This window comes from Fulvimarina manganoxydans, assembly GCF_900176465.1.
Taxonomy (GTDB): Bacteria; Pseudomonadota; Alphaproteobacteria; order Rhizobiales; family Rhizobiaceae; genus Fulvimarina; species Fulvimarina manganoxydans.
In genome coordinates, this window is record NZ_FWXR01000003.1 from 77,289 (window position 1) to 96,733 (window position 19,445).

The following is a 19,445-nucleotide window of genomic DNA, read 5'->3' on the forward strand; positions in this document are numbered from 1 at the left end:
CGGTGTGTTTCATGAGCCGGTTACTACCGGTCGACCATCTGCGCGATCTGCATCGAATACTCTCTTTGCGCCTCTCCTCGTCTCACCCCCGCCCCATCGCTGCCCGCAATTCCTTGATCCACGCGGCCGCGCTGGAATCCGACGGCGCGCGCCAGTCGCCTCTGGGCGACAGGCTGCCGCCGGCCGAGACCTTGGGGCCGTTGGGGATCGCCGAGCGTTTGAATTGCGAGGTCTGGAAGAAGCGGAAGAGGAATTTCTCGAGCCAGAATGTGATCGTATCGAGGTCGTATTCGCGCTTCTTCGCGTCTGGAAAGCCGATCGGCCAGCGGCCCGTTGTCTTGTCCCGCCAGGCTTGATGGGCGAGGAAGGCGACCTTGGAGGGGGCGAAGCCGTAGCGCAGGATGTGGAAGAGGAAGAAGTCGTTGAGCTCGTAAGGGCCGATCTTCTCTTCCGTGCTTTGAAGGCCGCCTTGGGCGTCCGCCGGCACAAGTTCGGGGGAGATCTCCGTGTCCAGAATGGCGGTGAGGACGGCGTCGGTCGTCTCGTCGAACTGGCCGGAGGTGACGCACCAGCGGATGAGATATTGGATCAGCGTCTTCGGAACGCCGCTATTGACGGCGTAATGGCTCATCTGGTCGCCGACGCCATAAGTACACCAGCCGAGCGCGAGCTCCGACAGGTCTCCCGTGCCGATGACGAAGCCGTTCCGCTGATTGGCGAGGCGGAAGAGATAGTCGGTGCGCAGCCCCGCCTGGACGTTTTCGAAGGTGATGTCATAGACCGGCTCGCCATCGGCGAAAGGATGGCCCATGTCGGACAGCATCTGGCGCGCCGCCGGGCGGATATCGATCTCGGCGGCCGAAATCCCCATGGCCTCCATCAGCTTCCAGGCATTGGATTTCGTCGCATCGCCGGTCGCAAAGCCCGGCATGGTGAAGCCGAGAATGTTCTTGCGCGAGACGCCCATCCGGTCGCAGGCTTTCGCCGCGACGATCAAGGCATGGGTCGAATCGAGGCCGCCCGAAATGCCGATGACCATCGTGTCGCCCGGCGTTGCCTCAAAGCGGGTGACGAGCGCGTCCACCTGGATGTTGAAGGCCTCATAGCAGTCCTGGTCGAGCCGCTCGGGCGTGTTCGGCACGAAGGGAAAGCGCCGGATCGGGCGATGAAAACCGATATCGCCGGACGCCAAACCCTGTTCGAAGGCGATGCGCCGGAAGCGCGTCTCGGGATGGCCGCGCCGCGCCGCCGCATCGTTGAAGGTCGGCATGCGCATGCGCTCTTGGAGAACCCGGTTGCAGTCGACATCGGCGATCAGAAGCTCGCCCCCACGCGAAAAGCGCTCGGATTCGGCGAGGAGATCGCCAAGCTCGTAGATCTCCCCCTGGCCGTCCCAGGCGAGATCGGTCGTGCTCTCGCCATGGCCGGCCGCCGAATAGGCATAGACGCCGAGACAGCGCATGGATTGGGAGGCAGACAGAAGATGGCGGTCGTGGCTCTTGCCGATGGTGATGTTGGAGGCTGACAGGTTGCAAAGCACCGTCGCGCCGGCGAGGGCACCATCGATCGAGGGCGGGAAGGGCGCCCAATAATCCTCACAGATCTCGATATGGACGACGAAGCCCGGCCGGTCGCTGGCGGCAAAGAGAAGGTCCGGGCCGAAGGGCACGGTCTCTCCGCCGATCTCGATCGTTAAGCCGTCGGTGCCATCGCCCGAGGCAAACCAGCGCTTCTCGTAATATTCCCGATAGTTCGGCAGATAGATCTTCGGCACGACGCCGAGAATGCGGCCGCGATGGATCGCAACGGCGCAATTGTAGAGCCGGCCATTGCGGCTGAGCGCGGCGCCGATCAGGAGGACCGGCTTAAGGTCTTCACTGGCAGCGCGGATCGACTCGATCCCGGCAAGCGTCGCGAGAAGCGTCGCCTCCTGAAGATGGAGGTCGTCATTGGCATAGCCGGTGAGAGAGAGTTCGGGAAAGACGACCACATCCACGTCGCGCTGGGAAGCCTCCCGCGCCTGCGCCTCGATCGCCCTGCCATTGCCCGCCGGGTCGCCATTGCGGGCCGACGGCGTTGCGACGGCGATCCGGGCAAAGCCATGCCGATGGATCGAGAAGAAGCTGTCGGGGACGGGGGGCTGCGCTGTCATGAAGCATCCGGATCGTCGAGACTTGCGTTACGCCTCTTATATGGCCTGGCTTGGGCGCCCGTGAACCTTTTCATGGCTGGCTCTGAAAAGGCCGAGCGCCATGACCTCGATCATTGTTCCGTCGCGCGATGGCGCTAAGTTGCAATGACAAAAGGCGCTGGCTCGGGGAGGAAGAGAAGCGCAGAGTTCCGATCGCAGAGACAGGCGAGACCTTTATGAGCATCCGCAATTTCGACGCCCTGTTCCGCCCGAAGTCGATCGCGCTGATCGGCGCTAGCAATCGGCCCCATTCGGTGGGCGCGGTCGTCGCCGACAATCTCTTCACCTCAGGGTTCAAAGGGCCGGTCATGCCGGTGAACCCCCATGAGACCGCGATCCGCTCGACCTTGAACTATCGCTCGGTGGCTGATCTGCCGACGACGCCAGACCTGGCCGTGATCGCGACACCGGCGCCCGGCGTTCCCGCAATTATCGCCGAACTCGGCGAAAAGGGCTGCCGCGCCGCCGTCGTCATCACCGCAGGCTTTGGCGAGGTCGAAAGCGGCCATGAATTGCATCAGGCGATGCTCGATGCGGCGCGACCCCATTTGATGCGGATCGTCGGGCCGAACTGCATCGGGCTGATCTCGCCCCATGCCGGCATCAATGCGAGCTTTGCCCATGTGACGCCCGAAAAGGGCGACATCGCGCTCGTCTCCCAATCCGGGGCGATCGTGACCGCTATGCTGGATTGGGCCTCCGAGCGCGGCATCGGCTTTTCCCATGTGATCTCGCTCGGGGATATGAGCGACGTCGATTTCGGCGATCTTCTCGACTATCTGTCGACCGACCGGACGACACGGGCGATCTTTCTTTACGTTGAGAACATCACCCACGCGAAGAAATTCATGTCGGCGGCGCGCACCGCGGCGCGTGCCAAGCCGGTCATCGTCATCAAATCCGGCCGCTCGGCCGCCGGTGCGAAAGCCGCCCTTAGCCATACGGGCGCGCTTGCCGGCTCCGACGTCGTCTATGACGCGGCCTTTGCCCGGGCGGGGCTCCTACGGGTCTCGAAGCTCGAGGAAATGTTCGAGGCGGCGGCGACGCTGGCCACCGGCGTGCGCATTCGCGGCGACGGGCTGACCATCGTCACCAATGGCGGCGGCGCCGGCGTCATGGCGGTCGATGCGCTGGACGCCTTTGGCGGCCGGCTGTCTGATCTGGAGCCAGAGGCGATCGAGGCGCTGGACGCGTTTCTTCCCGCCAACTGGTCGCGGGCCAATCCAGTCGATATCATCGGCGACGCGCCGGGCGAGCGCTATGCCAAAACGCTGGAAACGCTTCTCTCCCGCAAAAGCGACGACGCGACGCTCGCCATCTTCTGCCCCTCCGCCATCACCGATCCCCATGAGGTCGCCCAGGCGATCGTCGACGTGGCGGGGCGCCATCGCGGCGCGCCGGTCTTGACCAACTGGCTCGGCGGGCGCGGCGTTCAGACGGCCCGCGACCTTTTCGCCGACAACCGGATCGCCACATTCGAGAGCCCCACCAAGGCGATCCGCGCCTTCATGCATCTGGTGCGTTATCGGCGGAACCAGGAAAATCTCATGGAGACGCCGGCGGCGGGCGTCGCGATCTCGCATCATGCGATCAAGGCCGCCCATGACATGATCGCGGCCGTTCTCGCCGAAGGGCGCACGGTGATGACCGAGCCGGAGGGCAAGGAGCTTCTGTCCCTCTTCGGCATTCCGATCGTCGAGACCTTCCGCGCGGCAACCCCGCAGGAAGCCGCCGAGCGCTTCGAGGCGATCGACCATCCGGTGGCTCTCAAGATCCTGTCGAAGGATATCAGCCATAAATCCGATGTGGGCGGGGTTCGGCTCGGCCTTCGCAGCGCCGAGGAGGTGCGCGAGGCGGCCGAGACGATGCTCGCCCGGATTTCCGCGGCCTTTCCCGACGCCGATATCGAGGGCTTCACTGTCCAGCGCCTCGTCGACATGCGCGATGCCCATGAGCTGATCGCCGGGATTGCGACCGACGTCACCTTCGGCCCGGTGCTTCTCTTCGGCCGAGGCGGCAAGGCGGCGGAGGTCATCAACGACCGGACCATCGGCCTGCCGCCGCTCAACTCCGTCCTGGCACGCCGGATGATCGATCGCACGCGGGTCTCGAAACTCCTCGCCGGCTATCGCGACGTGCCGGCCGCCGCGCCTGGCACGATCGAGGATGTGCTGGTGCGCCTGTCGGAGATGATCGTTCATCTGCCCGAGATCACCGAGCTCGACATCAATCCCTTCCTGGCGACGAGCGAGGGGGTCGTCGCGCTCGATGCGCGCGTTGCTGTCCGCCCTTGCGCGCCCGGTCGCGACCGTCTGGCGATCCATCCCTATCCCCACGAGCTGGAACGCGAAATCACGCTGAAGGACGAGCGCCGCTTTCTCTTGCGCGCGATCCGCCCGGAGGACGAGATCGCGCTCGCCGAAATGGTCTCGCGCTGCACGCCCGAGGATCTGCGCCTGCGCTTCATGGGGCCGATGAAGGTGTTTCCGCACCAGACGGCCGCCCGCTTCACCCAGATCGACTACGACCGCGAAATGGCCTTCGTCGCCACCGATCCGGGCTCGGCCTATGGCATGGGCACGATCTATGGCGTCGTGCGCGTCGTCTCGGACCCAGAAAACGAGAAGGCCGAATATGCCGTCCTCGTTCGCTCAGACATGAAAGGCCAAGGCCTCGGCTACGGCCTCATGCGCGCCATCCTCGCTTACGCTGCAAGGCGGGGCCTCAGGGAAGTCTATGGCGAGGTCCTTCGCGAAAACACCGGCATGATGCGCATGGCCCGCCATCTCGGCTTCGAAACCGGCCGCTACGAGCTTGGCTCCGATACGGCCCATGTGGTGTTCGATGTGGCGAAGGCGGCGGAGTGGGATGGGGCGGAGGTGTTGGAGTGAGGGGGGCGTGGAAGGGCCGGAAGCGGAACGCCAGCTTCTGGACTGGAATTGTGGCGATCGCTCTTCGGCTCCCGCCATACCCACGATCAGGGTGCGATACGATCGCAGCGCTGCGAGGCTTGTTCTGTTGCCCTTCGTCAGAGACGGAACACCTCGATCCGTTCGACACGTTTGCGCCGAATTAGGCCGAAGAGCGTGCCGTCCGAAAGGATACTCAAAGGTTCGGCCTGTTCTCGCTCTTCGCGGCGATATGGTTGATATTCGATTAGCGCCTTTGGTTCGCCTGCAATAGAGTCGCTAATGGCACGCAGTGCGCCGACCTCGATCCCGATCACGAAGCTCATCTCAATCAGATTGATCGATGGTTCGGACAATCGCAGAATGCCGTATCGCCTGCCGTCAATGGCGACGACAGGCATCAAGACATCGGACGGCCCACCGGTTATTTCCGTATCACGATTGCTCTTCAACCGATTTGAGGCGTCGTGCAGCCCCATCACGCGCAACCAAGCTGCATAATTCTGTCGCCGCACCCAATCCTTGGGAAGGTGAACTTGTGGTCCATCATCCTCCTTTCCGGGAGGGTCGACGAAGACGATAGCGGAGCGCGTCGAATTGCCAGTTTCGCGGAGGCAGGAATAGGCAGCATAGCCTTTGCTCGGCGTTGGGGTGACGGCCCCCAACCATGGGATGACCTGTTCAGACAGCGCCCTTTTGAGAGTTCGCTTGATCGGTGTGCAGACATTGTCCTCGAGCGTGAAACTCGCCTTTGATTCCAGAATCATCCGGCTGCTGTCCTCATGCTCGAACAGGAAATCAGCCACCCTCTCGGACCCTGTCGCCGCAAGATAGGCCAAAACGGTTGGGTCCGAACCGAGGTGGCCGAGAAAATTGTATCCCCTCGCCTCGGCAAAAAGGATCGAAAGGCCTTGCCCGACGCGTCCAGCAAGGCTGCTTTGGGTGACGTCGGCGAGGATCGACGAGGCACCTGGCATTAACTTGATGTTCGCTGACGATCCAAAGTCGATGATCCGGTCCATCTGGAGTATGAAGCCTAGGCTCGGCAACGCAAAATTGCGCTTGATCAGATAGTCAGCCTTTACGACAGCATGTGCCAGCCGGATCCCGGTAAACGGAAGGATGCCTACCGACGTCGCGAGATGCGACCAGAGTGGCTTATTACTTAACCGTTTTTTGAGCACGTCCGCGCGCTTCCACTCATAGAGGTCGATAGCACTCGGCCCCATTGAGGCCATCACATTACAGACATACTTGAGCACGCTTTGAATCCCCTCCACACGAGTTAGACGCCGTCCCTCAGTGTGCTTACATACTGCGATTGCATTCTGATGCGACGCTCGTCACCTGCGAAGTTGATCGCAGTGTTCTCGAGCGCGGGGCGAGCCTGCTCTTTGGTTCGGAGGAGATCCCCACCAATCCGATCGAATTGCGGTTTTCGGCATTGATCTCTTCGCCATTGGATGACCGATTAGGGCGCAAAGCAGATGAACGCTCATCCTTTCGCGTATGATCTACGGACAATCGAAACCACCCACCAAGGCACCCCATGGCCCTTCGTGAACGCTTTCCCGACCTCCCGCCGATCTGGGCCGCTGGCTTTGCGCTGGCTGGTTGGGGGCTCGCGCAGGTTTTGCCGGTCGTCGATTTCGCTTCGAGCCTTGCCGCTGCGATCGGTGTTGTCTTGAGCTTGGCTGGCTTCTTGCTCGCAGCCTGGGCTGCGGTCTGGTTTTCGCGGAAGAAGACCTCGATTGAGCCGGGCGAGCGGCCGACGAGCCTCATCGTCGAGGGGCCGTTTCGGGTCAATCGCAATCCGATCTATACGGGCATGGCGCTGGTTCTGATCGGCATCGCCTTTTGGCTCGGGGCCATGAGCGCGTTGGCCTTGGCGCTTTTGTTTCCTTTCGTCATCACCGCCCGGTTCATTCGCGACGAGGAGGCGTCCTTGCGCGTAGCCTTCGGCGCGGAGGCGGAGGCCTATCTGCGGCGGACGCGGCGCTGGTGAGGGTCCGGCCGGCTCAGGCGACGAGAAGACCGCCGAGGCCGGCGAGGAGGACGACGGCCCAGGGCGGGGCCTTCCAGACGACGAGGGCGACGAAGGCAGCGCTCGCCAGCGCGAAGTCGTTCAGATCCTTGATGCCAGAGACGAAGACCGGCTCATAGAAGGCGGCGGCGAGGACGCCGACCACGGCAGCGTTGGTGCCCGAGAGAGCGGAGCGCAGGTGCGGCAGGCTCGAGAGCTTAGCCCAGAACGGCAGCACGCCGACGAGAAGCAGCATGCCCGGCAGAAAGACCGCGATAAGCGCGCCGAGGGCGAGCGGCAGGCCGCCGGCCACCGCGCCGAGATAGGCCGCGAAGGTGAAGAGCGGGCCGGGCACGGCCTGCGCCGCGCCATAGCCGGCGAGAAAGGTGGTTTCGCTCATGTAGCCGGGCGAAACGGTCTCGGCCTGCAGGAGCGGCAGCACCACATGCCCGCCGCCAAAGACGAGGGCGCCGGAGCGATAGACGCCGTCGAGGAAGTCGAGCACCGAACGCTCGCCCAAAGCCAGAAGGGGGAGGAGCACCAATAGCGCGGCGAAAGCCGTTAAGCAGGTGATCGAGGTGATGCGCCCGATCGAAAAGCGCAGCCCCGTCTCGCTGGGCGCGGCGCTGGGTTTGAGAAGCGCGAGACCCGCAACGCCCCCGGCGAGGATCGCGGCGATCTGACCGAGCGAGCCCGGCAGTATGGCGAGGATCGCGATGACGGCGGCGGCGATCGCCGCCCGCTCTGCGTCGGGCGCAAGGCTTCGCGCCATGCCGAGAAGCGCCTGGGCGACGACGGCGACGGCCGCGATCTTCAGCCCCGCGACGATGTCAGCGCCGATGCCGTCGGTGAAGCCCGCGACGCCGAAGGCGAAGAGAACGAGCGCGATGGCCGAGGGGAGGGTGAAGGCCGTCCAGGCCGCGAGTGCGCCGAGAAAACCCGCGCGCGACAGGCCGATGGCAAAGCCGACCTGGCTGGAGGCCGGGCCGGGGAGGAACTGGCAGAGCGCGACGAGCTCGCCATAGGCACCATCGGAAAACCAGCGGCGGCGCTGGACGAATTCGTCGCGGAAATAGCCGAGATGGGCGACCGGGCCGCCAAAGGCTGTGAAGCCGAGCTTGAGGAACGCGGCGAAGACTTCGCCGGCCGAGCCTTGTGGCGCAGCCTCTTTGGCGGCCTCGCCATTCGGCCCGACGCCGTCGTTCTGCGCATTTTTCATGTCATGCCGGCCCATCGATCAGGGATTAAGATCGGCCAGACGGTCTCACGCCTTCATGACAGTTCGACGACGGCATCGGCCGCCAAGATATGCAGAGCGGATGTCTGCCCAAGCGGTCAGCGCGAACGCTTCGGCGTGATGTCCTTCATCGGTCTGTCGGCGTCGACCTCCGCCATCAAATGCTCCTCGCCGAAATGGTCGAGAATGAGGTCGAGATTGCGGCGATTGGCCTTGAAGACCACGTCGAAGATGTCGCCGAGAAGCGGCACGGAGCCGACGGCGACATCAATGCCGACATTGCCGAGCATCTTGGCGATCTTGGCATTGGGCATTCCGAGGCGGCGAGCCTCGTTGACAATCCAGAGCGCGATGACGGCGCCGCCCGCATCGCCGATGCCGGGAATGAGGCCGACGACCGAATCGGCGCCGAAGCGTATTCCGGTGCCGGGTACGCGGATGGCCGTGTCCATCAGGCGCGCGACGCGGCTGATGCGTCGCAAGCGCCGGAGTCGATCGGCGGCGTGGTGGGAGTCGGCGCTCATGCGAAGGGTCTGTCCTTTCAAAGGATTGGTTTCGCAAGGGATATGGTAAGCGGCCGACAGCTCGTAAAGATGGCGGTCTCAGGACGGCGCTTTCGTCTCGAAGCGGGCGACATTCCTCCCCCGGCGCCGGCCGCGTTGCCTTTTCCTGGCTATGTTCTGCCCTTAGACGTTGCGGCGTGCGACGGAGAATGCGGAACGCGGATCGATGGAACACGCAGCAGCCCGGGCCCATGAAACGGGTCTCATCGAAATCGCCTTGGTCATCGTGCTCGCGGTGTCGGTGGGCCTCCTTCTGATGCGCCTCAAGCAGCCACCACTCGTCGGTTTCATCTTGGCGGGCGTGCTGCTCGGCCCCTCCGGCTTCGGTCTCGTGGCATCGTCGAACGAGAACATCACCATGCTCGCCGAACTCGGCGTCCTGATGCTGCTCTTCTTCATCGGCATGGAATTGTCGCTGAAGGCCTTCGTCGCGGCCCTCAAGCCAGCGGTGCAGATCGCCTTCGGCCAGCTCGCGGCCTCCATGGCGATCACCTTTGGCCTGATGGCGATTTCCGAGGCGACGCTCGCCGAAGCCCTCATTCTCGGCTTCATCATTGCGCTGTCCTCGACCGTCGTCGCCATGAAGATGCTCGACGATATTGGCGAGCTACGCTCCGAATCCGGGCGGATCGCGGTCGCCGTCTTGATCGCCCAGGACCTTGCCGTCGTCCCCATGTTGATCGTCGCGACATCGCTCGGCGGGGAGGGCGAGATCGGCTGGGTGGGGCTAACCATCAAGATCGGCGTCGCCGTGGCGGTTCTGGCCGGTCTCCTCTGGTATCTCGGCCGGCGCCCCAAGCTGAAGCCCGCTTTCGCGCCGGCGGTCGAGGACAATGTGGAGATGCTGGCGCTCGGCTCGCTCGGCTTCTGCTTTGCGGCGGCCGCGATCTCCGGCTTCATCGGCCTGTCGCCGGCCTATGGCGCCTTCATCGCGGGCCTCGTCGTCGGCGCCTCGACCCTGCGCTCGCCGGTCATCCATGTGGTCGAGCCGATCCAATCGATCCTGCTTGTCGTCTTCTTCCTCTCCATCGGCCTTCTCATCGATATCGATTACATCGTCGAGAACTGGGTGCTGGTCGCCGTGGCGAGCTTCGTCGTGATCGTCGCCAAGACGGTCTGGAACGTCCTTCTCATTCGCTTGGCGGGGCTGAAGCACACGACGGCCATGGAAGCAGGCCTTGCCATGGCCCAGATCGGCGAATTCTCCTTCGTCCTCGCCGCCGCCGCTTTCGCCTCGGGTGCCATCGGCCTCGACGTCTATCGTCTGGCGCTCGCCGTCACCGCCGTCTCGCTCCTCGTCTCGCCGGCTTGGATGATCGTCATGCGCCAGATCGAGGGCGAAGCCCGCTTCGGCTATGCCGAGTTCAAGCAGGCCTTGGCGGAGCTCTACGAGGATCAGGTCGAAACGGTCGAGGATGTGGGGCAATGGATCCGCGTCCGCCTCAGGGCCCTTCGCCGCGCCGCTCGCCGCCGCCGCGTCGCAAAGCTGGAAGCCCGGCAGACGCCTTCCTCCGAAAAGGCACCCGCCGAAGCGTCCGAGAAGGCGCCGGCCGAATGACAATCCGCGCGTCGAAAGACCCTCCGCAAGGCGAAATAGCGCTTGCACGGAATGGAGCGGCTGATGTTCGATGCGGCGCACAAGGGCCGGCGTGACCGGCACCGATTTCAACAAAGCAGTCTGGAGGCCGATCGATGGTTACGAGGGTGGCGCCGTTCGAGGCGGTCGCAGGGCAGCTCGTCGATGTGGCGATGGGCCGGAGAAAGGCCGATCTCGTGGTGCGCGGCGGGCGCTGGGTGAATGTCCATTCCGGCGAGATCATTCCGGACACGGACATCGCGGTCACCGCCGGTCGCTTTGCCTATTGCGGGCCGGATGCCTCTCACGCGATCGGCCCTGAGACACAGGTCGTCGAGGCCGAAGGACGCTATATCGTGCCAGGTCTCTGCGACGCCCATATGCATGTGGAAAGCGGCATGGTGACGGTCACCGAATTCTGCCGCGCCGTCATTCCCCATGGCACGACCTCCATGTTCATCGACCCCCATGAGATCGCCAATGTGCTCGGCTTGCAGGGTGTTCGCCTGATGCATGACGAGGCGGTTGCCCAGCCGCTCAATGTCTGGGTCCAGATGCCGTCCTGTGTGCCCTCGGCGCCTGGGCTGGAAGAAGGGGGGGCCGTGCTCGGGCCGGACGACGTCGCCGAGGCGATGGGCTGGCCGGCGATCATCGGGCTTGGCGAGGTTATGAATTTCCCGGGCGTCGCGGCGAATGACCCGGTGATGGTCGGGGAGATCGCCGCGACCCGCGCGGCGAACAAGACCGTCGGCGGCCATTATGCCTCGCCCGATCTGGGGCTTCCCTTCCACGGTTATGTGGCTGGCGGACCCGAGGACGACCACGAAGGCACGCGCATGGAGGATGCGGCGGCGCGGGTGCGCCAGGGCATGAAGGCGATGCTGCGGCTCGGCTCGGCCTGGTACGATGTGGCGACGCAGGTGCGGGCGATCACCGAAATGGGCCTCGATTCGCGCCACTTCATCCTTTGCACCGACGACTGCCATTCGGGAACGCTGGTGCGGGACGGCCACATGGACCGAGTCGTGCGTCACGCGATTAGCCAGGGCTTGAGGCCGTTGACGGCGATCCAGATGGCGACGATCAACACCGCCGAACATTTCAAGCTGGAGCGCGAGATCGGATCGGTGACGCCGGGCCGAAGAGCGGATTTTCTCCTCGTGTCCAATCTCGCCGAACTCACGATCGACGCCGTCTTTGGGCGCGGTGTGAAGCTCGCCGAGGGCGGTCGGCTTGTCGCCGATATGCCGGCCTATCCCTATCCGAAAGAGGCGGTGGACACGGTCAAGCTCGGACGTGAACTCACCGCAGAAGACTTTATGACGCCGGCGCCAAGCGGGGCCGGGGAGACGGCGGAGGTCCGCGTCATCGGCGTCGTCGAAAATCAGGCGCCGACCAAGGCGCTGACCACATCGGTGCCCGTGCGCGACGGCGTCGCCTGGCCCGATCCTTCGAGCGATGTCTGCCGCATCGCGCTGGTCGAGCGGCACCGGGCGAGCGGCGATGTCACCAATGGTTTCGTCTCCGGCTTCGGTTATCGGGGATGCTGCGCCATGGCCTCCACCGTCGCCCATGACAGCCATCACATGATCGTCGTCGGAACGAGCGAGGCGGATATGGCGCTCGCGGCCAATCGCCTGGGCGATGTTGGCGGCGGGGTCGTCTTCTTTGCCGATGGCGAGGAAAAGGCCCTGATCGAAATGCCGATCGCCGGCCTGATGTCGAATGAGCGCGCCGAGATCGTCGCCGAAAAGGCGGATCGGCTGATCGCGGCGATGGGTGCGGCGGGCTGCAAGCTCAACAACGCCTATATGCAGCACTCCTTGCTCGCCCTGGTCGTCATCCCCTCGTTGCGGATTTCCGATAAGGGGATCGTCGATGTGGATCGGTTCGAACTGGTCGATCTGTTCGTCTGATGTCGTTGGCGGCTGACCGGACATGGCGGCGTTGCGCTTAACCAAAGCTCCTGCCGAAGCGGCGGGGATCGGTCTATAAGCTTGCACCGGCTTGGGCCGTCATAAGAAATCCGTTTGATCGCTTCGCGATACGGATTTCCAAGACGCTCAAACGCCGCGCGGGCTTTGATGCGGGATGAGTCTGAATCAGCCGAATCCCGTATCAGTTGCTGGTTTTAAGGATGATTGCCGAGCTGTCATTCAGCCATCGTTCCACACGGCAGTGAAATTCGGCGAGAAGCGGTTCGAATGAGGCGGCCTCGATCGCTGGAAGGTTCGAGGCTTCGACACGGTCTCCGATGGCGAGACGGACAAGGGTCTCTTCCAACCTCTCCGTCGCAGCGTCGGCGGACAGGCCGGAAAGATTGAGCACATGAACGACGTTGGAGCGGAAAATGCCGCTCATGCCGTCGTCGTAAGAGTGGATCAGCGGTTCACTCATGGTCTCTCCAGGCTTTGAGGGGTGATAGCATTGACCTAATGGATGAGCCGACAGATCGACCGTCTCGATTATCCTGCTTAACCTTGGGGGCGAGCGCCATCACCAGTTTCATCTCATCGCTGGAACGTTTGCGGCGTTATCAACCTCGTATCAGTGCGGTGTAACGACGACTCATACTAAATCCGTTTGATCGCTTCGCGATACGGATTTCCAAGACGGTCAAACGCCGCGCGGGCTTTGATACGGGATGAGTCTGAAACAGCCGAACCCCGTATGAGACTTGCTTGGCGGGACGAGAGCCGTGACGCCCCCGCGGGACTTGGGGGCGGGAGCGATCGTCGTCACTGGTGATGCGGCCCCGTCAGCGGGATCTTTGGTGGAGAATTTCGACGAGAATGCAAGACCAGGATCGAGTGCCGGGCGCAATCCTTGCCGGTGGCCTGGCACGGCGCATGGGCGGCGGCGACAAGCCTTTGCGTCTGCTTGCCGGGCGCCCTTTGCTGTCCCATGTGATCGAGCGGCTTCAGCCCCAATGCGCGCCGATCCTTCTCAATGCCAATGGCGATCCGGCTCGCTTTTCTGACTTTGCATTGACGGTCGTCGGCGACAGTGTTCCGGACAACCCAGGGCCGCTAGCGGGTATCCTGGCGGCGCTCGAATGGGCGGGCGCGCAGAGTCGAGGCACGGGTTACGTTCTGATCACGCCGGGCGATTGTCCCTTTTTGCCCCCCGATCTCGCCCTGTGCCTGAGGCAGGCGGCTGACGATTGCGACGCGTCGATCGTGCTTGCGGCCTCCGGTGGCCAGCGTCATCCCGTGGTTGGGCTTTGGCGTGTCGATCTGGCAGGCGCGCTGCGGGACGCTCTCCTCGAGGAGGGGCTTCGCAAGGTCGGCCAGTTCGTCGATCGCTATCCGAATGCTTCCGTTTCTTGGACGAAAACGCCGATCGATCCGTTTTTCAACGCCAATAGCGAGGCCGAACTCCAAGAGGCCGAGCGGCTGATCAAGCACCGCGAAGTCGAGCTCTGAATCCTTCGCAGCCGGACTCGTCCCCGAGCTGCGACGAAATCGTCGATTGCGAAGCATTTTTCTTTAGCTGCGACCGATCCGATCGTCGGTGCCGGCGCTGAATTCGCCGAGGAGCTTGCGCATTTCTTCCTCTAAGGACAGCCGGCGCTTCTGCACGTTCTGCTGCGAAGCCGAGCTTTCCGATGCGGACAGGGTGACGTCCGGAGCCTCGCTCTCACCGCTTGGCGTCGTTTGGGCGTCGATTTCCGGCGCCTCAAAGGGACGGGAACGGTCGTCATTGGCGTGAGCGGGCCCGAGAACGGCGTCGTCCTCGCGCCCGTCGGCGGAAATCGCTGGCGTCTCCGTCTCCGGCCCCTGAGGTGCCTTGGCCGTCAAGGCGCTCTCGAGGCTTGCGGGTCTCGCCTGATGGGAGGCCTGCGGACGAAAGCTCGGAGCCGGCTTGGTGGACTGGAGCGTCTCATCCGGCCCGTCCGGTGGCTGGCTTGCCGACAGTTCCCTCGCAACCGCTTTCCGCCCCTGATACTGGCGATCCTGGATCATGGTCACGAAGCTCTTCACCGATGTCGGCCGCTTCTCCTGCGGGCCTTCGTCTCCCGCCGGGACGGGTTCGACAGGCGCAGTCGCACCTGCCACATCGGTTTCGCTGCGCTCTTGGGATCGATTCATCCGGTCCCGCAAGTCTTGCGCGGCTTCTGCTTCCTCAGGGCCGGCCGCCGAGATCGTTGGCGCCGGGCCTGGTGCTCCGGGTTCCCCGTCACGGCTCGGCGTTTCTCTGTCGGCGACAGGCTCCGCTTCGTGCTCCGCAACGTCGGATCCGCGTCCGCGCCGCAGGATGTTCGCCACATCCGGTAAGCGCCTTTCGCTGGGTGGCGCTTGCGATTCGGTCGGGGCGAGCTCTCCCTCGGCGACGTCGAGCCCCGCCCGTTCGGCACGGGCTCGGGCCACGGCCGGGATTCGGACGATACTGGGTTCGACCAGAAGGTCGTTCTGGCCACCGATGAGAATGAGATGTTCGACTTCGTCGCGTCTTACCAGAACAAGCTGCCGCCGGTCGCCGACCCGCGCCATGTCGACGACGGACAGGCGCGGGGCTCGGCCACGCACCGCTGAAAGCGCTCGCAGTCCCGTCGCCTTGCGCGACAACCCGATGAGCAGCACCGCCAACCCGCAGACAAGCACCGCCACGAAGGCGACCCACAGGATCGGCGCCAACGCCTCGCCGGTGATGGATACGAACCATTCGGGCATGCCCACGCCTCTTCGTTGAACATCCAATATCGTCGAACGCACCATATCGGTTGAACGATGCGTGGACCAAAGGCAAGGGTCGGACCAGCTTCGGATCGCTATGAAGGATATCGTGTCGGGTCTGTCGGGCGGTGAGTCTCGACTTTCGGGCAACAGGTCGAGACCGGCGTCAAGCCATGGCTCGCAACAGTGCGTCGAATGCTTCACAATGGGTTGCGCCGGGTCGGGCTTGGATAGGTCCTTTTCGGACAGATTGGCCTGGCAGCCTAAGAAAACCGGCGGATGGCGCTCACGATCGGCGCGTTATGACAGAATTTGAGCGCATCAGGCGGTCCCAGTCGATCGTCGGATGTTTCAGGCGGGCGGAGCGGCGAAACACATGAACCAGACAGCGGGTACGGTCGACAAGCCGCTGATCGATCGCACGGAGCGCGCCGGCAGCGTGCGCCGGCTGCTGCTTCTGGGCGGCTGTCTGATCTTGATCGCTGCCGGTCTCGCCCTGTTCGGCCATGCCTATGGCGGGCTCGCGCTGATCGTCACCTTCGCTCTGGCGGGCGTGGTGGGGATTATCGCGCTTTTCGGCCTGGCGCTCGGCCTCGTCTCGATCGGCTCACGCGCCGACGAGGGCGCGGCCGCGCGCAGCTTCCTTGATGGCGCCAGGCAGGGCGCGATGTTCATCGACGTTAAGGGGCGCGTCGTCTACAGCAACAGCGCCTATGGCCGGATCACCGGAATATCGGCCGGGCCGGTCCACTCGCTCGAACAGCTTCTTGCCCGCCACCCGGAAGCGGCGGAAGACGTCTATCGCCTCGCCAATATCGCAAGGGGCGGGGGCTCGGCCCAGCGCGAACTTCGTCTCAATCGCGCACTTAACGGGATGAGCGATCAAGCCCATTGGTATCGGGTGTCCGTTCGGCCGATCCGCGGCCCGGCCGGGGTTCTGGAAGCATGGCAGATCGCCGACATCACGGGCGATCGGCGCGAGGAGGAAAGCTCCTTCCGCATGCTGCAAAATGCGATCGATTATCTAGACAAGGCGCCTGCTGGATTCCTGGCGACCGATGCCGATCTTCGCCTGTCTTACGTCAATGCGACGCTCGCCAACTGGCTGGATATCGATCTCGCCGGTTTCGATCCCTGCCGGATCCCTCTTTTGGACTTTTTGCCCGAAACTGCGGCATCGCATTTCCTGTCGCGCTGCGCAGCGCTCCCGCGCGATCAGGCGCTTTCCACTGATCTCGATCTCGTGACGCGGCAGGGACGGGTGTTTCCGGCCCGGATCGTGCTCAAAACCGTTGAAGATGCAAGCGGGCGTCCGGCCCTCAGGGCGATCGTCGTCGCGCCTGGAGAGCGAAGTGATGCCTCCGGCGGCGAGGGGGCGGAGGCGCGCTTCACCCGCTTCTTCAACTCCTCTCCCATGGCGATCGCATCGCTCGATGCGAGCCGTAAGATTCAGCGTTCCAACGCCGCCTTCCGCCGTCTCTTCGGCGATGCGGCCGCCGATGGCGAAGAGGCCGTTGTTTCCGCTTTGACCGAAGATTCGGGCGAGCGGTTGAGCCAGCGTCTCGAGGGCTCGCTCAACGGAGAGGCGGATATCCCGCCCGTCGATGTGACGCTGAGAGGGGAAAAGCCGCGCTCCGTCCGGGTCTATCTTTCGGCGATGCCTGATTCCGGCGGCTTTGAGGATGAGCGCGCCATTCTCTATGCTGTCGACATCACCGAGCAACGATCGCTGGAGGAGCAGTTCGCCAAGAGCCAGAAGATGCAGGCGATCGGCAATCTCGCCGGCGGCATCGCCCACGACTTCAACAATGTGCTGACCGTCATCACTGCCTCGGTCGACTTCCTGATGATGAATCACCGCTCCGGCGATCCATCCTTCCAGGACCTTCTCCTCATCAAGCAGAGCGCCAACCGCGCAGCATCGCTCGTGCGGCAGTTGCTGGCCTACTCACGGCGCCAGACCATGCGTCCGCGCATGCTCAACCTGACAGACGTCATTGCCGATCTCGATCTTCTCCTGAAGCGGATCGCCGGCGATCGCACGCGGCTCGAACGGCGTCATGCGCGTGATCTGTGGCCGGTCATGGCCGATATCGGCCAGCTCGAACAGGTGATCACCAATCTTGTCGGCAATGCGCGCGATGCCATGCCGGACGGTGGCACGATCACGATTTCGACCCGCAATGTGGATGCCGAAGAGGCGATGGCCTTCGGGCAGGTCGAAATGCCCAGGGACGACTACGTCCTTGTCGAGGTGGCCGATACCGGCACCGGCATGCCGCCGGAGGTCGCCGAACGAATTTTCGAGCCCTTCTTCACCACCAAGGAGATCGGCAAGGGCACCGGCCTCGGCCTGTCCATGGTCTATGGCATCATCAAGCAGTCGAACGGTTTCATCTATGTGGACTCGACGTTGGGAGAGGGCGCGACATTCCGCATCTTCCTCCCTCGCTTCGTGGTGGAAGAGACTCAAGGGACAAATACCAATGGCAACAAGGACATCATTCAGCCTCAGGCGAAGATGGACCTCTCCGGCACCGCGACAATCCTTCTCGTCGAGGACGAGGACTATGTCCGCGCCGGCAGCGTCCGCGCCTTGAAAATGAAAGGTTACGACGTCCACGAGGCCGATTCCGGCATCGAAGCGCTTGAGAAGCTGCAGGAGCTCGACGGCAAGGTCGATCTCGTCGTCTCGGATGTCGTCATGCCGGAGATGGACGGGCCGACACTCTTGCGTGAAATGCGCAAAATTCGCCCCGACATGAAGTTCATCTTCGTTTCAGGTTATGCGGAAGAGGCCTTCGCCAAGAATCTGCCCGAGGGGGAGAGCTTCGGCTTCCTATCAAAACCCTTCTCGCAGCGCGATCTCGCGGTGACCGTAAAGCAGATGCTCGATTCGAAGGACTGACCCGACGCCTTCATCGTGGCGGTTCAAACAGCGGCCTTCCCGAGCAAATTCGGAGAGGCCATTAACGTTTTATTCATCGTCTCGCGGGCGCCTTGCCGATTCGGATGACGCTATAAAAGAGGGAACAGAACAGGAATATCCTTGTAATTGAGAACAAAAGTGGTACATTGGTTTCATCGCCGGGCGCCGTTGCACAGCCGCCGCGGGATGACTTAAGGAGCGACCGATGGCACAGAATGCCCTGAGACTCGTCGAGGATAATTCCGTGGATAAAACTAAGGCTCTGGACGCTGCGCTTTCGCAGATCGAGCGTGCGTTCGGCAAAGGCTCGATCATGCGCCTTGGCCAGAACAATCAGAGTGTCGAGGTCGAAACGGTTTCGACCGGTTCGCTCGGTCTCGATATCGCGCTCGGAATTGGCGGTTTGCCCAAAGGCCGTATCGTCGAGATCTACGGACCGGAAAGCTCGGGCAAGACGACGCTCGCCCTTCACACGATCGCCGAGGCGCAGAAGCGCGGCGGCGTCTGCGGTTTCGTCGATGCGGAGCATGCGCTCGATCCAATCTATGCCCGCAAACTCGGCGTCGATCTGGACAATCTCCTCGTCTCCCAGCCCGATACCGGTGAGCAGGCACTCGAAATCACGGACACGCTGGTGCGATCCGGTGCCATCGATGTTCTCGTCGTTGATTCGGTCGCGGCTTTGACGCCACGGGCGGAAATCGAGGGCGAGATGGGCGATTCCCTGCCCGGCATGCAGGCGCGTTTGATGAGTCAGGCGCTTCGCAAGCTGACCGGCTCAATCTCACGCTCGAAATGCATGGTCATCTTCATCAACCAGATCCGTATGAAGATTGGCGTCATGTTCGGCTCGCCCGAGACGACGACCGGCGGTAACGCGCTCAAATTCTACGCTTCGGTTCGGCTCGATATCCGCCGCATCGGCTCGGTGAAGGATCGCGACGAGGTGACGGGCAACCAGACCCGCGTGAAAGTGGTCAAGAACAAGCTTGCGCCGCCCTTCAAGCAGGTCGAGTTCGACATCATGTATGGCGAAGGCGTTTCGAAGATGGGCGAGCTTGTCGATCTTGGCGTCAAGTCGGGGATCGTCGAGAAATCCGGCGCTTGGTTCTCTTATAACAGCCAAAGGCTGGGCCAGGGCCGCGAGAACGCCAAGACGTTCTTGCGCGAAAATCCGGAGATGGCGAACGAGATCGAGATCGCGATCCGCCAGAGTGCCGGCGTCTTGGCCCAAAAGCTTCTGGAAGACGGGCAACAAAGCGAATCCGGCGAGGAATAAGCGCTCTCATCGGTTTCGTTTATCTCTGGCTGATTTACACTGGGGACGCGCCTTTGTAGAAC

At 63.1% G+C, this 19,445-nt stretch carries 13 protein-coding genes; 7 read left to right on the forward strand and 6 right to left on the reverse strand.

Going from position 1 to position 19,445, the window contains the following annotated elements:
- Positions 1-82: 82 nt before the first annotated feature.
- Complete coding sequence (locus B9A15_RS04835; RefSeq protein WP_084408912.1) at positions 83-2,152, reverse strand: NAD(+) synthase; 2,070 nt, start codon at positions 2,150-2,152, stop codon at positions 83-85.
- A 215-nt stretch (positions 2,153-2,367) separates the two neighbouring features.
- Here B9A15_RS04835 and B9A15_RS04840 point away from each other — a divergent pair, with 215 nt between their 5' ends.
- Positions 2,368-5,082, forward strand: coding sequence for a bifunctional acetate--CoA ligase family protein/GNAT family N-acetyltransferase (locus B9A15_RS04840; RefSeq protein WP_084409125.1), 2,715 nt, complete (start codon positions 2,368-2,370; stop codon positions 5,080-5,082).
- Positions 5,083-5,219: 137 nt separating this feature from the next.
- On the opposite strand, the gene B9A15_RS04845 is transcribed toward B9A15_RS04840, so the two are convergent.
- Entirely contained in the window at positions 5,220-6,362 is a 1,143-nt protein-coding gene (locus B9A15_RS04845; RefSeq protein ID WP_139798208.1) for a hypothetical protein, read from the reverse strand.
- 287 nt (positions 6,363-6,649) lie between these two features.
- Here B9A15_RS04845 and B9A15_RS04850 point away from each other — a divergent pair, with 287 nt between their 5' ends.
- Complete coding sequence (locus B9A15_RS04850; protein WP_084408914.1) at positions 6,650-7,105, forward strand: methyltransferase family protein; 456 nt, start codon at positions 6,650-6,652, stop codon at positions 7,103-7,105.
- 13 nt (positions 7,106-7,118) lie between these two features.
- Here the strand turns inward: B9A15_RS04850 and chrA are convergent, their stop codons facing one another.
- Both chrA and B9A15_RS04860 read right to left on the reverse strand, forming a co-directional pair.
- Positions 7,119-8,342 (reverse strand): chromate efflux transporter, encoded by a 1,224-nt coding sequence (gene chrA / locus B9A15_RS04855; RefSeq protein WP_084409126.1) that lies wholly within the window; start codon positions 8,340-8,342, stop codon positions 7,119-7,121.
- A gap of 116 nt (positions 8,343-8,458) precedes the next feature.
- On the reverse strand, positions 8,459-8,884 hold the full coding sequence (locus B9A15_RS04860; protein WP_084408915.1) for a DUF4112 domain-containing protein: 426 nt from the start codon (positions 8,882-8,884) through the stop codon (positions 8,459-8,461).
- 205 nt (positions 8,885-9,089) lie between these two features.
- Here B9A15_RS04860 and B9A15_RS04865 point away from each other — a divergent pair, with 205 nt between their 5' ends.
- The gene (locus B9A15_RS04865) at positions 9,090-10,481 is read left to right on the forward strand and encodes a cation:proton antiporter (protein WP_084408916.1); all 1,392 of its coding nucleotides are present in this window, start codon (positions 9,090-9,092) and stop codon (positions 10,479-10,481) included.
- Between the two features lie 134 nt (positions 10,482-10,615).
- Positions 10,616-12,415, forward strand: coding sequence for an adenine deaminase (locus B9A15_RS04870; RefSeq protein WP_084408917.1), 1,800 nt, complete (start codon positions 10,616-10,618; stop codon positions 12,413-12,415).
- Between the two features lie 202 nt (positions 12,416-12,617).
- Here the strand turns inward: B9A15_RS04870 and B9A15_RS04875 are convergent, their stop codons facing one another.
- Positions 12,618-12,896, reverse strand: a complete 279-nt coding sequence (locus B9A15_RS04875) for a hypothetical protein (RefSeq protein WP_084408918.1) — start codon at positions 12,894-12,896, stop codon at positions 12,618-12,620.
- Positions 12,897-13,291: 395 nt separating this feature from the next.
- On the opposite strand from B9A15_RS04875, the gene mobA reads away from it, so the two are divergent.
- Positions 13,292-13,924 (forward strand): molybdenum cofactor guanylyltransferase MobA, encoded by a 633-nt coding sequence (mobA, locus tag B9A15_RS04880; RefSeq protein WP_084408919.1) that lies wholly within the window; start codon positions 13,292-13,294, stop codon positions 13,922-13,924.
- 63 nt (positions 13,925-13,987) lie between these two features.
- Here the strand turns inward: mobA and B9A15_RS04885 are convergent, their stop codons facing one another.
- Positions 13,988-15,172 (reverse strand): flagellar biosynthetic protein FliO, encoded by a 1,185-nt coding sequence (locus B9A15_RS04885; protein WP_084408920.1) that lies wholly within the window; start codon positions 15,170-15,172, stop codon positions 13,988-13,990.
- A gap of 379 nt (positions 15,173-15,551) precedes the next feature.
- Between B9A15_RS04885 and cckA the strand changes: the two genes are divergently transcribed.
- Both cckA and recA read left to right on the forward strand, forming a co-directional pair.
- Positions 15,552-18,083, forward strand: a complete 2,532-nt coding sequence (gene cckA, locus B9A15_RS04890) for a cell cycle histidine kinase CckA (protein WP_084409127.1) — start codon at positions 15,552-15,554, stop codon at positions 18,081-18,083.
- Positions 18,084-18,309: 226 nt separating this feature from the next.
- Entirely contained in the window at positions 18,310-19,383 is a 1,074-nt protein-coding gene (gene recA, locus B9A15_RS04895) for a recombinase RecA (RefSeq protein ID WP_084408921.1), read from the forward strand.
- The last annotated feature ends 62 nt before the right edge of the window (positions 19,384-19,445 follow it).

Coding starts and splice junctions, on each gene's coding strand:
- B9A15_RS04835 (WP_084408912.1), bottom strand. CDS start 2,152: ATGACAGCGCAGCCCCCCGTCCCCGACAGCTTCTTCTCGATCCATCGG.
- B9A15_RS04840 (WP_084409125.1), top strand. CDS start 2,368: ATGAGCATCCGCAATTTCGACGCCCTGTTCCGCCCGAAGTCGATCGCG.
- B9A15_RS04850 (WP_084408914.1), top strand. CDS start 6,650: ATGGCCCTTCGTGAACGCTTTCCCGACCTCCCGCCGATCTGGGCCGCT.
- chrA (WP_084409126.1), bottom strand. CDS start 8,342: ATGAAAAATGCGCAGAACGACGGCGTCGGGCCGAATGGCGAGGCCGCC.
- B9A15_RS04860 (WP_084408915.1), bottom strand. CDS start 8,884: ATGAGCGCCGACTCCCACCACGCCGCCGATCGACTCCGGCGCTTGCGA.
- B9A15_RS04865 (WP_084408916.1), top strand. CDS start 9,090: ATGGAACACGCAGCAGCCCGGGCCCATGAAACGGGTCTCATCGAAATC.
- B9A15_RS04870 (WP_084408917.1), top strand. CDS start 10,616: ATGGTTACGAGGGTGGCGCCGTTCGAGGCGGTCGCAGGGCAGCTCGTC.
- B9A15_RS04875 (WP_084408918.1), bottom strand. CDS start 12,896: ATGAGTGAACCGCTGATCCACTCTTACGACGACGGCATGAGCGGCATT.
- mobA (WP_084408919.1), top strand. CDS start 13,292: ATGCAAGACCAGGATCGAGTGCCGGGCGCAATCCTTGCCGGTGGCCTG.
- B9A15_RS04885 (WP_084408920.1), bottom strand. CDS start 15,172: ATGCCCGAATGGTTCGTATCCATCACCGGCGAGGCGTTGGCGCCGATC.
- cckA (WP_084409127.1), top strand. CDS start 15,552: ATGAACCAGACAGCGGGTACGGTCGACAAGCCGCTGATCGATCGCACG.
- recA (WP_084408921.1), top strand. CDS start 18,310: ATGGCACAGAATGCCCTGAGACTCGTCGAGGATAATTCCGTGGATAAA.